Origin of the sequence: Vibrio sp. V08_P9A1T1 (assembly GCF_963874405.1) — a bacterium.
GTDB lineage: Bacteria > Pseudomonadota > Gammaproteobacteria > Enterobacterales > Vibrionaceae > Vibrio > Vibrio anguillarum.
In genome coordinates, this window is sequence record NZ_CAWNIB010000300.1 from 1 (window position 1) to 15,315 (window position 15,315).

At 44.4% G+C, this 15,315-nt stretch carries 11 protein-coding genes; 6 read left to right on the top strand and 5 right to left on the bottom strand.

Going from position 1 to position 15,315, the window contains the following annotated elements; genetic code table 11:
* The first annotated feature begins 121 nt into the window (after positions 1 to 121).
* From nrdA to yfaE, 3 genes are all read left to right on the top strand, one after another.
* Entirely contained in the window at positions 122 to 2,404 is a 2,283-nt protein-coding gene (nrdA, locus tag AACT21_RS15405) for a class 1a ribonucleoside-diphosphate reductase subunit alpha (protein ID WP_017046168.1), read from the top strand.
* Between the two features lie 68 nt (positions 2,405 to 2,472).
* Positions 2,473 to 3,606 (top strand): class Ia ribonucleoside-diphosphate reductase subunit beta, encoded by a 1,134-nt coding sequence (gene nrdB / locus AACT21_RS15410; protein WP_010318364.1) that lies wholly within the window; start codon positions 2,473 to 2,475, stop codon positions 3,604 to 3,606.
* Entirely contained in the window at positions 3,606 to 3,884 is a 279-nt protein-coding gene (yfaE, locus tag AACT21_RS15415; RefSeq protein WP_013857000.1) for a class I ribonucleotide reductase maintenance protein YfaE, read from the top strand. Before nrdB ends, yfaE begins: the two co-directional genes overlap by 1 nt.
* Positions 3,885 to 3,951: 67 nt before the next feature.
* Here the strand turns inward: yfaE and AACT21_RS15420 are convergent, their stop codons facing one another.
* Entirely contained in the window at positions 3,952 to 4,206 is a 255-nt protein-coding gene (locus AACT21_RS15420; protein WP_013857001.1) for a hypothetical protein, read from the bottom strand.
* 263 nt (positions 4,207 to 4,469) lie between these two features.
* Entirely contained in the window at positions 4,470 to 5,708 is a 1,239-nt protein-coding gene (locus tag AACT21_RS15425; protein ID WP_094127013.1) for a CinA family nicotinamide mononucleotide deamidase-related protein, read from the bottom strand.
* A 156-nt stretch (positions 5,709 to 5,864) separates the two neighbouring features.
* Between AACT21_RS15425 and AACT21_RS15430 the strand changes: the two genes are divergently transcribed.
* The 3 genes from AACT21_RS15430 (at position 5,865) to AACT21_RS15440 (ending at position 9,488) form a co-directional block, all read left to right on the top strand.
* Entirely contained in the window at positions 5,865 to 6,803 is a 939-nt protein-coding gene (locus tag AACT21_RS15430; RefSeq protein ID WP_017044301.1) for a DUF3943 domain-containing protein, read from the top strand.
* Between the two features lie 202 nt (positions 6,804 to 7,005).
* A complete protein-coding gene (locus tag AACT21_RS15435) occupies positions 7,006 to 7,518 on the top strand; it encodes a glycine cleavage system protein R (protein ID WP_013857004.1) in 513 nt (170 codons plus the stop codon).
* A gap of 359 nt (positions 7,519 to 7,877) precedes the next feature.
* Positions 7,878 to 9,488, top strand: a complete 1,611-nt coding sequence (locus AACT21_RS15440) for a methyl-accepting chemotaxis protein (protein WP_026028013.1) — start codon at positions 7,878 to 7,880, stop codon at positions 9,486 to 9,488.
* 54 nt (positions 9,489 to 9,542) lie between these two features.
* On the opposite strand, the gene nspC is transcribed toward AACT21_RS15440, so the two are convergent.
* The 3 genes from nspC to AACT21_RS15455 all read right to left on the bottom strand — a co-directional run bounded on the left by nspC (position 9,543) and on the right by AACT21_RS15455 (position 14,890).
* The gene (gene nspC / locus AACT21_RS15445) at positions 9,543 to 10,676 is read right to left on the bottom strand and encodes a carboxynorspermidine decarboxylase (RefSeq protein ID WP_017046172.1); all 1,134 of its coding nucleotides are present in this window, start codon (positions 10,674 to 10,676) and stop codon (positions 9,543 to 9,545) included.
* Between the two features lie 64 nt (positions 10,677 to 10,740).
* The gene (locus tag AACT21_RS15450) at positions 10,741 to 11,985 is read right to left on the bottom strand and encodes a carboxynorspermidine synthase (RefSeq protein ID WP_017044304.1); all 1,245 of its coding nucleotides are present in this window, start codon (positions 11,983 to 11,985) and stop codon (positions 10,741 to 10,743) included.
* Between the two features lie 16 nt (positions 11,986 to 12,001).
* Complete coding sequence (locus AACT21_RS15455) at positions 12,002 to 14,890, bottom strand: pyridoxal phosphate-dependent class III aminotransferase (protein WP_094164597.1); 2,889 nt, start codon at positions 14,888 to 14,890, stop codon at positions 12,002 to 12,004.
* Between the last annotated feature and the right edge of the window lie 425 nt (positions 14,891 to 15,315).

Genomic DNA, 15,315 nt, shown 5'->3' on the forward strand with positions numbered 1-15,315 from the left:
CCTATATGTTGTGTTTGCACTACAATATATAGATAAATTCAGATCACAAAGCCGCGATGAAATTTACAACAATTCTACAAAAATACGGCCTTAATCAGTTTTGTTAGGGAAATGAAGCAGAATGAACCAAAAACTTACTGTCACCAAGCGTGATGGACGCAAAGAAACAATTGATCTTGAGAAAATCCACCGTGTAATCGCGTGGGCTGCGGAAGACCTGCACAATGTCTCTGTATCACAAGTAGAACTGAAAGCTCACATTCAGTTTTACGATGGTATTACGACCTCTGACATCCATGAGACTATCATCAAATCCGCTGCCGATTTGATTTCAGAAGAGACGCCAGATTACCAATATCTAGCGGCTCGTCTTTCGGTGTTCCATTTGCGTAAAAAAGCCTACGGACAATACGAGCCACCCACTTTGTACAACCATGTCTCTCGTTTGGTTGAAATGGGCAAATACGATAAGCACCTTATCGAAGATTATACTCGCGCAGAATTTGAAGAACTCGACACTTATATCGATCACGCACGTGACCTTAATTTTTCTTACGCCGCGGTAAAACAGCTTGAAGGTAAGTACTTCGTGCAAAACCGTGTGACGAAACAAATTTATGAGAGTGCCCAGTTCCTCTACATTTTGGTTGCCGCTTGCTTATTCGCGAAATATCCAAAAGAAAACCGTCTCGATTACATTAAGCGTTTTTACGACGCAACATCAATGTTCAAAATCTCGCTGCCAACGCCAATCATGTCGGGCGTGCGCACGCCTACCCGTCAATTTAGCTCATGTGTGTTGATTGAATGTGGTGACAGCTTAGATTCAATCAATGCCACAGCAAGCTCTATCGTACGTTATGTATCACAGCGTGCGGGGATTGGTATTAACGCGGGCCGCATTCGTGCATTAGGCTCGGAAATTCGCGGTGGTGAAGCATTCCACACGGGTTGTATTCCTTTTTATAAATATTTCCAAACCGCAGTGAAATGCTGTTCTCAAGGTGGTGTACGTGGTGGCGCAGCCACTGTCTTCTACCCTTTGTGGCACGGTGAAGTGCAGTCGCTACTGGTATTGAAAAATAACCGCGGCGTTGAAGAGAACCGTGTTCGTCATATGGACTATGGTGTTCAGCTCAATAAGTTGATGTATTCTCGCTTAGTTCAAGGCGGTAATATCACCCTATTCTCCCCTTCTGATGTGCCTGGATTGTATGACGCATTCTTCGAAAACCAAGACGAATTCGAACGTTTGTATGTTCAATATGAGAATGACACTTCGATTAAAAAAGAGACGGTGAAAGCGGTAGAACTGTTCTCCCTATTGATGCAAGAACGTGCCTCCACTGGCCGTATCTACATCCAGAACGTTGACCACTGCAATACGCACAGCCCGTTTGATGCGTCTGTAGCGCCTGTTCGCCAATCCAATCTCTGTTTGGAGATCGCACTACCGACGAAACCGCTGTCTAATGTTGAAGATAATGAAGGTGAGATTGCGCTATGTACGCTTTCGGCATTCAACTTAGGTTCAATTCAATCTCTGGATGATTTCGAAGAGTTGTCTGATCTTGTGGTTCGTGCGCTAGATGCACTGTTGGATTATCAAGATTACCCACTGCCTGCCGCTTATAAGTCAACCATGAATCGCCGTACATTGGGTGTAGGCGTGATTAACTACGCTTACTATCTGGCGAAAAATGGCGTGAAATATTCGGACGGTAGTGCAAATGGTTTGACACACCGCACTTTTGAAGCGATGCAATATTACCTGTTGAAGGCTTCAGTCGCGTTAGCCAAAGAACAAGGCCGATGCCCTCTATTCCATGAAACAAATTATGCCAAAGGCTTGCTGCCTATCGACACCTATAAAAAAGATGTCGACCAAATTTGCGCAGAACCTTTGCATTATGATTGGGATGCGCTGCGCGCAGAGATCATGGAATTTGGCTTACGTAACTCAACGTTAACAGCGTTAATGCCTTCAGAAACCTCTTCGCAAATTTCCAATGCCACCAACGGTATTGAGCCTCCTCGCGGTTATGTTTCAGTAAAAGCCTCAAAAGATGGCATCTTGAAACAAGTCGTGCCGGATTTCATTAATTTGAAAGAGAACTATGAGTTATTGTGGAATATTGGTTCTAACAACGGTTATCTGCACCTAGTCGGCATCATGCAGAAATTTGTTGACCAAGCGATTTCCGCTAATACCAACTACGACCCCAGCGCGTATGAAAGTGGCAAAGTGCCAATGAAACAGTTGCTGCAAGATCTGCTGACGGCATATAAATTTGGTGTGAAAACCTTGTACTATCACAACACTCGTGATGGCGCGAAGGATGATCAAAAAGACGCAGTACAGGCACAAGATGATGATTGTGCGGGCGGCGGTTGTAAGATCTAACTCTATTTCACTCAACGTATTCAATAATGCTCCCCACGCAGGGGAGCTTAAAAGGGATTGAGGCATTTATGGCTTACAGTACTTTTTCTCAAAAAAAGAATGATCAACTCAAAGAACCGATGTTTCTTGGCCAATCGGTTAACGTGGCTCGTTACGACCAACAAAAGTTTGAAATTTTTGAAAAACTGATAGAAAAACAGCTCTCGTTCTTCTGGCGTCCAGAAGAAGTCGACGTATCGAGTGATCGCATTGATTACAACAAGCTTCCAGATCATGAAAAGCACATTTTCATCTCGAACTTAAAATATCAAACGCTACTAGATTCAATCCAAGGTCGCAGCCCTAACGTGGCACTGCTACCGCTGGTTTCGCTTCCTGAAGTGGAAACATGGATTGAAACCTGGTCATTTTCAGAAACGATCCACTCACGTTCATACACTCATATTATTCGTAATATTGTGAATGATCCGGGTATTGTGTTTGATGACATCGTCGAAAATGAACACATATTGAAACGCGCAAAAGACATTGCGCACTATTACGATGATCTGATCCAACTGTCTAATGACTATCACCGTTTTGGTGAAGGAACACATCAGATTAATGGTGAGAGCGTCAAAATTAGCTTAGGTGACCTGAAACGTAAACTTTATCTTTGCTTGATGTCAGTCAATGCGTTGGAAGCGATTCGTTTCTATGTCAGCTTCGCCTGCTCATTTGCCTTTGCAGAGCGCGAATTGATGGAAGGTAACGCCAAAATCATCAAGTTGATTGCACGTGATGAAGCTTTGCACCTGACTGGTACACAGCATATGATCAACTTGCTGCGTAATGGACAAGACGATTTCGCTTTCTTACAAATCGCTGAAGAGTGCAAGCAAGAGTGTTTTGATTTGTTTAAAGCGGCTGCTGAACAAGAAAAAGAGTGGGCTGAATATCTGTTTAAAGATGGTTCGATGATTGGTTTAAACAAAGACATTCTGTGCCAATACGTTGAATACATCACCAACGTTCGTATGCAAGCGGTTGGTTTAGATATCGCCTACCCCGGCGCAACATCAAACCCAATTCCTTGGATTAATGCGTGGTTGTCTTCAGACAACGTACAAGTTGCACCTCAAGAAGCAGAAATCAGCTCCTACCTTGTAGGCCAAATTGACAATGAAGTTCGTGCCAATGACTTCGAGGACTTTGAGCTGTAATGGCGACCATTAAAATCAACAAAGTTACAACCATAGAATCAAACTCTTCCAATACTTTATTGGAAAGTATGGAGAGTGCGGGGCTAGAGCCAGAGTACAACTGTCGCGATGGTCACTGCGGTGCCTGTCGCTGCACGCTCGTTAAAGGTGAAGTGGAATATGTTGGTTTTGCGATGGCTTACACAGAGCGCAACGAAATATTGCCCTGTATTTGTAAAGCCAAAAGCCACGTGGAACTTGCTGGTGTTAATTATCGACCCAAAGCAAGGCGAGCCTAATCTCGATCTGCCAATAGTGCACTGTTAACGCATCACACATTGGCGCGTTAAAAAGGTAAAGCCAGAGCTATGCTCTGGCTTTATACATTCCTAGAAGAATGCCATCAGCTGTACCCATTGATACGGATTTGTTAGCGATTTCTCTGCCATCCCCATCAAACAATGAAAGTCTATATCCTTGATAGCTAGGCGTATCTAAGTCTGATGGAGCGTTGAGCCACAAAGAAACAACATCACTCATTTCATTACTCAATGCCTCACCTAAGATCACTTTTTGACTTGCAACTTTATACCAAACTAAAATTTTCGATTGGTTAAACATGTCAGCCTCCTGCTGAATTTCATCGAGCGGACTGACAGTGTACAGAGAAAAGATGTGTAAAAAAGACCCAATTTTGAAACAATTTTATCTGATGCGTGAAATCATGAGCTTAGTCTTTAGACGAAATAATCATAAGCTAAGCACCTCACCGAACCTACGGAATAAGCTAAAAAATCATGCAGTTACCACCCGATACAATTTAAATACAAAACACTTAATTATCAACAACTTAGGTTTAAAAATACGCTAACACATTGAGTTAATTAGCCAATGGCGCTCGCAGGTAAAAACATCTCTTTGACGGAGATTAGTGCCCCATACTGAGCAAAAATAGGCTTATTCGATAAATAGCGGCGTAACATATCAGCCGCGATGGTCCCCATTAACTCCCTCTGCTCATCGGCGCTGTAACGACGCTTGAATTTGAGGATCTGTCCCCACTCTCCCTGCGGAGCCGATAAAGCTAGGCTAAATTGATCATCATTTAATACACCAGTCACGAGCGATAACGAAGTAGAACACTTTTCCTTCGTTGCGCCAGCAAGCGCTAATGACGCCGCGAGTGGATCTTGATCGCCTAAGCCCGATTCAACGTTGCGGCTCAAAATCCAGCAGTGACCGCTCAACGCTTCCACCTGCTCGTTACTTAACAACCAACTGGCGAGCCAACCTTTGGTCGCTTGTTCTGCAATAGAGATCGATAATCCTTTGTCTTGCATTAAATGACCGATATGCGTGAGCATAGGTTCATCGACACTCACAACATGTTGTTCCAAATGCTGGTAGATGATCTGTAGTAGTTTTACTCGGCGTTCTAAATCACTTTTCGGACCAAACAATTTCACCTCAATAAAAGGCAGATAAGAACGATACCCCAGCATATACCCTTCCGGTAAGACTAATTTATCCAACTTATCTGAAATGGCCGATTCCGATGAACCCAGAGTGAATAAACGGCTGCACTCTAATCCCGTTTGTTGTGGGTATGTCGCTAGCAAGTCAGGTAAAATCTGTTCAGAGACCATCAGCTTAAACTCTTTGGGTACTCCGGGGGTGAAATAACAAACACAATCATTAATCTGAACTTTAAAGCCGCAAGCCGTCCCTATTGGGTTATCAATGATGTCAGAGAACTCCGGTAACATCGCTTGTTTGAGGTTACTTTCTGGCATCACAACACCACGCTGCGCAAAAAATTCGTCCAGTTTTTGCTTCCACAGCACAGACAACACCAACTTTTGGTCCGCCGCTTGAGCCGCCGCCGCCGCACTTAAATCATCAGACGTTGGGCCGAGCCCGCCATTCACGATCAATACATCATTATTGAAACTGAGCATCAGTAACTCTTCAACCAAGGCTTGCTGGCTATCGCCTACCGTTGATCGTTTTACTAACGAAAAACCGTGCTGGAAGAACTCACTGGATAACCAAGCAGCATTGGTATCGACAATATCGCCATGGAGCACTTCCTCACCCGTGCTTAACATTGCTATTTTCAACATATCATGGTGTCCTTTTGTGTACGCTTACAGGTGTGCTATCAATCAATACGGCAGAGAATAAAGTGCAATATATAACGCTTTGAATGCTATTTTTCTCATAAGTTTCCTTATTTACATAATTTGCTGTTTTCATCACCGCCGCTTTAATAGATAATTGTGATTCTGATCATTAAAAACAAAACTTTGGAGCCCTCCGTGTCAAAGAAAAGCATCATACCATTGATGTTATCGTTTTCGGCTTGTGCTAGTGCCACTGCATACGATTTCAACCAACACATTGAGTTTTCCTATACGGTCGACTGCAATCAAATTTCTTGTTTTAATGACGATCCGAATATTTACCAATCGAACTCTCCATTTTTAGCAAGCTTAGCAGAGTCGCAACCGCTAAACCTTGAAGAGCCCGCGCTGCCTAAATATCTTACCGTGCAAGATACAAAAGACTGGGACTATCTCAAAGGCCAAACCTACACCATCTTAGGATTAAGCGTAGCAACCGTTGGTTTAATGACATTTTTGCCTGCATCCATTACCAAATGGGATGAAGAGGATCGCAGCATAAGCGGCATAGGCAGCAAATGGAAAGATAACGTATCATCCGGCCCCACTTGGGATAGAGATGAACATTATCTCAACTACATTATGCACCCCTACTTTGGTGGCGTTTACTACACAGCCGCAAGACATGCTGGATTTAATGAGTTTGAATCTTTTCTTTACTCTGGTGTTATGTCGACTTTCTTTTGGGAATATGGCGTAGAATCGTTTGCCGAGATACCGTCATGGCAAGACTTGTTTATTACGCCCTTTTTCGGTGCGGTTGTCGGTGAGCTGATGTTTGAAGCGGAACAAGATATTGTTACCACAGGTGGTGAAGTGTTGGGTTCATCGACTCTGGGTGATGTCACACTTTTCTTCCTCAACCCTGTTGGACATATCCATGGCTGGGTATCAAATGCTTGGGGAGGCGATGCCGAAGTAGAATTTAATGGCACACCTTGGTTTGGTAACCAAGATGCCGCAAAGTTTGCTTTGGACTCAGGCGCTAGCTATGATTCGCAATTTTATGGCCTTAATCTCAAAGTCAGTTTCTAAAAAACAGGGCTAAACACAAGGCCAATGCCTAAAGCCAAGGCTATTTTTGTGGCCCAAGTATGAATACTGACAAGCAAGAGACTGCGTAAATGTAAAAAATTGACTCTCATCAAGTCTTATCTAAGATAGGCCTCTACACTGAAGTGAAAGGAATTCAAGATCAACGATTTATCTTTCGTTAGCTTGCTATGGGAGGCCTATTATGAACAGTACTTTTATCGTCAATTTCGTCGGCAGTGCAACACCAGCCACAATTAAACATCTTGCCGCTATCACTCATGAAAATGGTGGAAAATGGTTAATAAGTAAAGTGAACTTTATTGAAAACCAAGTAGCTGCCGTCATTAAAATAGAGTTACCGACCTCAAATGCCGTTATCGTTCAACAAGCATTTAGAGAACAACCCGATCTTCTGGTGCAGATTGTTGATTCTGACGTACATCAACACGAAAAAGAAACGATTTACCAACTGCGGATTGATGCAAACGACCGTGCAGGCATCGTCAACGAAATCACCCACCTTCTTGATAATCAAGGTATCAATATTTTAGATATGGATTGCCAACGCGTTTTTATTGCGGGTGGCGGTGGTGTCAGCTCAAGTTTATTTACCGCCAACCTAGCCATCAAGCTCCCAGCTGCGATACAAATTGAAGACGTAGCCGATGAGCTTGAAGCGCTCAGTGAAGATACGCGCGTGATATTAGAAGTGTAATCTCGTTTACGACCCCGAAAAAAGGAAGCTGATGCTTCCTTTTTTATCGATCTCACTATCTATTAAGTAAGATTAAAGTTGTGATTCAGTTAACAAAATCAACTAATTGCATTCGCGAAATGACGACCATATTCCAATATTAGAGAGCGGGTAACCATAATTAATCTAAGCCTGCAAATCCTAGATGCCGAATAACTTGAAGACGCCGTCAGATGGATAAACGGATGATTACTAATGAGTATTAACAAACCTTGTGACTCTGGCAATCAAACGTAACCAACATCACGGTAACCTCAAGTACAACAGGTAAACCAATATGCCCAGCAATAAGGTTGGGTTGTTTTAATGGTGGTAACGTCATGTTGAAGCTTGAAAATATTAAGGTCAGCTACAAGCTGACCGCTATTATCGCGGTTGCAATTGTTGGCTTATTGAGCTTACTGTTCATTGCAACTAGCGCGCTGAGAAGTAACTTAGTCGTAGAGCGTGAAGCGAGGTTGAACGCAGTTATCGATACTCTCCTCTCACAAATCTCACACCTTCAGAAAACACTCCCCGAAGACGAAGCTAAATCACAGGCGAAGATACTCATCAACAACACACGTTTTGACAGCAACAACTATCTTTTTGCTATCGATGAGTCTCGTTACACCATTGCCCATCCGATTCGCACTGATTTGGTTGGCAAACAGATGGGAAGCCCAGGAAAAGATACACAAGGCGAGTTTTGGTTCACTATGGTTGAACTTGGCAAAAATGGTCAACAAGGCACGTTGACATATCCTTGGCAGACTAACAGTGGAACACCCGCAGAGAAATTATCGGCAGTCCACGGGTTTGCGCCGTGGCATTGGATTATCGGCTCAGGCATGCTCATCAATGACATTGAAGAGGCGATCAACAAACAGATCCTCAAGATGGGAGGAGCGACATTGGCAGTTGTGTTTGTGATGGCAACGCTTGGGGTGGTCATCAGCCGAGCCATCATTATGCCGTTAGAGTCAATTAAAGAAGTCATGAAAAAAGTGGCAAGCGGCGATTTAACCGCACAGGTCCCCGTAATGGGGGAAGATGAGATTGGCATTGTGGCATGTCGTATCAATGACAGTGTAAGCGCAGTGCGTTTAGCATTAATCGAGTCGGTCACCTCAGCAAACCTGCTTGCAGAGGCCGCCATTCGCATCGCTTCTTCTGCGGAAGAAACTAGCCAAGCGGTGACCAGCCAACGTGACCAATTAAGCCAGCTCGCAACCGCGATGAATGAAATGAGTGCGACTGTTGCCGATGTTGCAGGCCATGCAGAAGAGACAGCAAGAGACACATTGGATGCCAGCAAAGAAGCCGGCTTAGGCGATAAAGACGTACATTCCAGTGTGGACAGCATTAAAGCGCTCTCAAAAGAGCTGGAAGTGGCCACTGAGCAAGTGCACAAACTCAAAGAAGGCGTGATGCAAATCAGTGAAGTTACCACAGTGATCAGCGGCATTTCTGAACAAACTAATTTACTTGCGCTAAATGCAGCGATTGAAGCCGCACGTGCTGGAGAACAAGGTAGAGGATTCGCAGTGGTCGCCGACGAGGTCAGAAATTTAGCTAGCCGTACTCATCATTCCACTGACCAAATCCAAACCACCATTAACCGCTTACAGCAACTGGCCGTTAGTACATCAAACGCGATGCAAAAAAGCCAAGATCTCGCTTATAACAGTGTGGAGCGGGCAGAAAATGCAGGCAGCGATCTTTCCTTGATCGTCAGTCATATTCAGCATGTGAGTGACAAAGCAATTCAAATCGCCACTGCGGCAGAAGAACAAAGTGCAGTGGCCGAAGAAATGAACCGTAACGTCAGTGGCATTAACGATTCAGCATTGGAGATGTCACAATCGGCAAACTATTTGGCAGAAGAGAGTGAAACCTTGGCCGCTCTTTCACGCCAATTAGACGAAAGAATGAAAAGCTTTAAACTCTAAGGTGTGATTTTACAAAAATAGGCCTCACCCACTGTATGGTGAGGCCTATTGTCATCAGTTTACCGACCATTGAGATAATGAACGTTTAAAGTCTTCATAGCCAAATTCATTCAGTTTCTGAAGCTCTCCTGTACTGCGTTGACAATACACGGAAGGCATTTTAAGGCCATTAAACCAATTCAATTTCACCATGGTATAGCCCGCGCTATCCATGATATGCAACCGCTGACCAATCGATAATGGCTGTTCAAATGAAGCCACACAAAATTGATCACCCGCTAAGCAAGAACACGAGCCAATGACATACTCATGTTCACCGTTCGCACTCGCTTCTAAGATAGCCGCTGGCTCTTTGTAAATCAGTGTGTCTAAACGATGCGCTTCAGTTGCCGAATCAACAATCGCTGTTTTCATGCCATTTTCAACGATATCGACGACAGTCACCACTAAATCAGCCGTTTTCGTGATGATCGCCTCACCCGGTTCAAGATAAAGCTGAACCTGATGCTTTTCTGAAAAGGCCTTAAGCGCTAATGCTAATTTTTCTAGCGGATAACCAGGCCAAGTGAAGAACACACCACCGCCTAGGCTGACCCAATCTAACTTATCCAGATATTGGCCAAAACGCTCAGAGATCGAATCTAATAACGCAATGAACGCATCAGCATCTTTGTTCTCACAGTTCATATGGAACATCACGCCATTGATAGTATCGAACACTGAGTTATCAATATGGTCTGTTTGAACACCTAAACGAGAAAACTGACGTGCGGGATTGGCAAGATCTTGCCCAGCGTAACTCACGCCGGGGTTTAAACGTAAACCCAATGACGCCTTGCCTTCAACTAAATGACGGTAAGCGGCCAACTGGGATTGCGAATTAAAAATCATTTTGTCGCAAATATCGGCCACTTCTTTAACATCAGCTTCACTGTAGCCAACGCTATAGGCGTGAGTTTCACCACCAAACGTTTCGTAACCTAATTTTACTTCAAATGGGCCACTGCTGGTGGTGCCATCTAAGTAAGGTTTGATGATGTCAAACACTCCCCAAGTAGAGAAGCATTTTAAAGCTAAGACGAGTTTGACGCCCGACATCTCTTTGAGCTGCTTCGCGATTTCTAGGTTCGCGATCAACTGTGATTCATCAATCATAAAATAGGGCGTTTGGAGTTCGCTTTTTTGCATCTATTTATCACTCTCAAATTGAAGAAAGCCGACACATCTGCATCGGCTTAACTATCGAAAACTCTTATTTTAGAATTTTAATCTCTGGTTGCCCGATATCGAGCTCTTGAACATGCCAATCCAAACCTAATTTCGGCATCGTTTCTAAAAACAGATCAGGGTCAAGCTGCTCTAGGTTAAACACGCCCGCTTGTGCCCAATGCCCTTGGAAATACTGCAATGCCGCAGTAATGGCAGGAACGCCCGTGGTGTAAGCGATAGCTTGGTGCTCTACATCATGGTATGCCACTTCATGGTCTGCATTATTGTAGATAAAGACACTGCGCTGTTTACCATCCTTCCAACCTTGCACCCAAGTACCAATACAAGTCAGGCCTTTGTAACCAGGAGCCAAAGAGGTTGGGTCTGGCAGCATCGCTTTAAGCACTTGAAGTGGTTGAACCACAGTACCATCTTGCAGCGTCAATGGGTTTGGACTCAATAAACCAATATCACGCATGCAATTGAAATAGTTGAGATAACGATCGCCAAAACCCATCCAAAATTCAATTCGTTTGGCCGGAATAAACTCTTTCATCGAACGTACTTCATCGTGCGACATGGAGTACACCTTGTGCTGGCCGCACTGAGGAAAATCAAATTCTAGCATTCGTGAATGGCAAGGAACACGCTGCCATTGCCCTTCTTCCCAATAGAAAGAGTCACCTTGAATCTCTAACATATTGGTTTCTGGATCAAAGTTAGTCGCAAATTTTTTGCCGTGATCGCCTGCATTAATGTCCATCACATCAATACTGTCGATTTCGTCAAAGAGGTGTTTCACCGCATACGCGGCAAACACACTAACCACGCCCGGATCAAAACCAGCACCGAGAATAGCGGTAATGCCTGCTTGCTTAAATTTTTCACGAAATGCCCATTGAGGATCATACGCTTCAGGCACTTGTTGACCTTCAGAGCAAAGGTCAACAGCAACCGATGTATCTAGATAGGAAACCTTGGCTTGATAACATGCTTCCATGATTGGCACGTTTACCCAAGGAGGGCCAGCGTTGATCACAAGATCAGGCTGGACTTCTTTAATTAATGCAACTAACGAGGCTACGTCATCCGCCTTGACGGTGCGTGCCTCAAGTTTTTTAGTTGGATCTTTAAGGTTATTTTTTCCTTTGATCGATTCAATGATCTTCTCGCACTTTTCAAGAGTACGAGAAGCAAGAACAATATCACCGAGTATGTCGTTGTTTTGGGCCGCCTTATGTGCGACAACCCAGCCAACGCCTCCCGCGCCAATTTGTAAAATAGACATGGTTGTTTGTATTCCTTTATGCCTTGGCTAGCTCAGAGGCTAGTACTTCAATCTTATTAAGTAATGCTTTGAAATCTGACAGTTGTAAGCATGGGTTTAAAATGGTGAATTTAAGCGCTGTTTTGCCATCCACAATCGTCTCGCCCAACACCGCGACACCACGTGTCAATGCTTCTAAACGCAACGCTTTGTTCAACTCGTCAAAATCTACCGCTTGTTTATCCACGGAACGGAATAACACGGTGGAGAGCGCAGGCTCAGCCAAGAGTTCAAAAGCATCGTGATGCTGAACTAAATCTGCCACTTGCAGTGTTTGTTCTAGCAAATGATCGTACATTTCACCCAAAGCCTTAGGGCCTACGTTTTGCATTGTCATAAACACTTTCAATGCATCAAAACGCTTGGTCGTAGAAATAGATTTATCCACCAAGTTTGGCAGTTCATCATGTTCACGGTTAAGGTAATCCGCATGATGCAGTAGATACTTGAAGTGACTTTTATCTTTGAGCAACACCGCGCCACAACTGATCGTTTGGAAGAACAATTTATGGAAGTCGACGCTGACCGAGTGCGCACGCTCAACGCCTTGCAAACGTGCTTTATGGCTACTTAGAACCAATGCGCCGCCGTATGCTCCATCCACATGCATCCATAGATCATGTTGCTGTGCTACATCCGCAATCGCCGACAGATCATCAATCGCACCGTGATCCGTTGTGCCTGCAGTTCCAACAATAGCGAATGGAATAAGACCTTCGGCTTTCGCTTGTGCAACAACCGCTTCCAGTTTGGTGACATCCATTGTGCCGTTTGGATTCGCATCAACCGCCAAAATGGCTTTCTCGCCCAACCCCATCCAAGAGGCCGATTTTTGCACGGTGAAATGCGATTTTTTCGAGCACACAATACGCAGCTTATCGGCATATTCAGGTAAGCCCAGCTTTTGAATAGAGTGACCACTTAATTTATCGGCAATCCAGTCACGAGCTAACATTAAACCCATTTGGTTACTTTGCGTGCCACCACTGGTGAAAATACCATCCGCCTGAGCGCCGAGTTCGTATTTTTCACACATCCAATCAATCACTTTCTGCTCAACATAGGTAGCAGAAGACGATTGATCCCATGAGTCCATGGACTGGTTTAACGCACCAATCATCGCTTCAGCCACTACTGATGGCATCAAGGGTGGCGTGTGCAGGTGAGCAATACAATCTGGGTGTTGAACGATAATGGAATTTTTGGCTACCAGATCTGCCATTTCAGAGATCACATCCTTCAATGGCGCATTTTTGTTATCCAAATCTATTGCGTAAATCGCTTCTTCAAGCTGCTTTGGATCCAAACCTGAATAAGGCGCTTTGGCTTGTTCAAAAACAGCTTTCATCGCAGAAGTGGCATGGTTCATCACATCGGCAAATTCATTGCTGCCCATTTCACCAGTTTGGATAAAATGCTTCTTCCACGCTTGATTTTCTGGATCTGGATCTTTCTCGCCGCCACCTGCGGCTAAAATCGCCGCTTCAAGAGTGCGCAGGGCAAAATCGATCTGCTCGAATGAGATGATAATCGGTGGTAAGAAACGAATAACGGATCCTTCACGGCCACCTTTTTCAACCATCAACCCACGCTCAAGTGCTGCGCGTTGGATAGCGAGTGTTAATTGACCATCGGCCATTGGCTCGCCAAATTTGTTCATTTCACCGTTTGGTTTACGAATCTCGAGGCCGAGCATCAAACCTTTGCCACGAACTTCCGCAATACAATTCACGCGGCGTTGAATCGCTTCAAGACCTTGGCGTAGGTACTGACCCGCGACATTAGCGTGTTCAACGAGGTTATCACGTAAAATAATTTCTAACGCTTTCGCACCAGAAACCATGGCCAATTGGTTACCACGGAACGTGCCTGTGTGCTCACCCGGTTTCCAAGTATCGATCTCTTTCTTGAACACAAGAATAGACATTGGTAGACCACCACCAATGGCTTTAGATAAGCAAAGAATATCAGGACAAATGCCAGACTCTTCAAATGCAAAGCGGTAACCCGATTTACCTACACCACATTGAATTTCATCAAAAACTAATAAAATACCGTGTTCATCGCAAATACGGCGTAGCTCACGCAGCCAGAATGCTGGAGCGGGAATAACGCCACCTTCACCTTGAACAGGTTCAACAATAATGGCCGCCGGTTTCATGATGCCTGCTTCGTCATCGTTCAGCAGACGTTCGATGTAGCGAATGCTCGCTTTGGCACCTTCATCGCCCCCTAAACCAAACGGGCAGCGCAAGTTGTATGGGAATGGCATAAAATGCACATCCGACATTAACCCTGTGCGACGAGCTTTAGTATTCAGGTTGCCCATCATGCCCATCGTTCCGTTGGTCATACCGTGGTAAGCACCGCGAAACGCAAACATGGTGTTACGACCCGTTGTCTGCTTCACCAGCTTGATAGCCGCTTCAACGGCATCCGCACCAGAAGGTCCACAAAATTGAATCGCGGAATTTTTTGCAAACTCTTCAGGCAAAAATGCTTTTACTTGCTTGATGAATTTGTCTTTAGCGTGCGTTGTCATATCCAATGTCTGATATGGCAGACCTGAATCTAACTGCTCTTTCAGTGCTTGATTGATCTCAGGATGGTTATACCCAAGCGCCAACGTTCCCGCACCCGCTAAGCAGTCGAGGAAAATTTGTCCGCGCGTATCTTCTACTAACGCACCATAAGCTTGCTTGATGGCAATCGGTAGACGGCGTGGGTATGAACGAACTTCAGATTCATGCTCAATTTGATCGAGTAGAATTTGGTCCGGTGTGAGATCATAAATACCTTCAACAACAGGTACCTGAGATGAAAAAATGTTTGCGATAGTGTTATCGACTTCAAAGGCTGTGCTCATTTCCCTTCCCCTTGAATGTGAAAATTTCCGCCTATTTCCTTGGTTTGGTTTGAATATAAGGAAATATGACATAGCAATAAGCTCCGTATTAGCCAAAGGGCAAAAACGGAAATTGGTTCATCGTCTTCGATGAAAGATTACTAAATCAGAGAATCAAGGTTCGGTGATAGAACTGTCTTCAAGCACAGGGCATAGAGGAAGTACAAAGCTGATTAACGTCAGTGTGTTAAGTGATGATGAGTTCAATGTTGGGTTTCCCATTCACATGCAGCTCCCGCTGCAAGAGTATCCCGTCTATCAACAAAAGGACTTGCTGATACCTACCCTACGTAATGTCACAATCAGCCTGAATGGTCATTACGCGTGTCCCCCAGAAGCTACTGTCCGAGATTGGTGCGAAAAATATCAAAAAATAATTACGCTGG

Coding starts and splice junctions, on each gene's coding strand:
- nrdA (WP_017046168.1), top strand. CDS start 122: ATGAACCAAAAACTTACTGTCACCAAGCGTGATGGACGCAAAGAAACA.
- nrdB (WP_010318364.1), top strand. CDS start 2,473: ATGGCTTACAGTACTTTTTCTCAAAAAAAGAATGATCAACTCAAAGAA.
- yfaE (WP_013857000.1), top strand. CDS start 3,606: ATGGCGACCATTAAAATCAACAAAGTTACAACCATAGAATCAAACTCT.
- AACT21_RS15420 (WP_013857001.1), bottom strand. CDS start 4,206: ATGTTTAACCAATCGAAAATTTTAGTTTGGTATAAAGTTGCAAGTCAA.
- AACT21_RS15425 (WP_094127013.1), bottom strand. CDS start 5,708: ATGTTGAAAATAGCAATGTTAAGCACGGGTGAGGAAGTGCTCCATGGC.
- AACT21_RS15435 (WP_013857004.1), top strand. CDS start 7,006: ATGAACAGTACTTTTATCGTCAATTTCGTCGGCAGTGCAACACCAGCC.
- AACT21_RS15440 (WP_026028013.1), top strand. CDS start 7,878: ATGTTGAAGCTTGAAAATATTAAGGTCAGCTACAAGCTGACCGCTATT.
- nspC (WP_017046172.1), bottom strand. CDS start 10,676: ATGCAAAAAAGCGAACTCCAAACGCCCTATTTTATGATTGATGAATCA.
- AACT21_RS15450 (WP_017044304.1), bottom strand. CDS start 11,985: ATGTCTATTTTACAAATTGGCGCGGGAGGCGTTGGCTGGGTTGTCGCA.
- AACT21_RS15455 (WP_094164597.1), bottom strand. CDS start 14,890: ATGAGCACAGCCTTTGAAGTCGATAACACTATCGCAAACATTTTTTCA.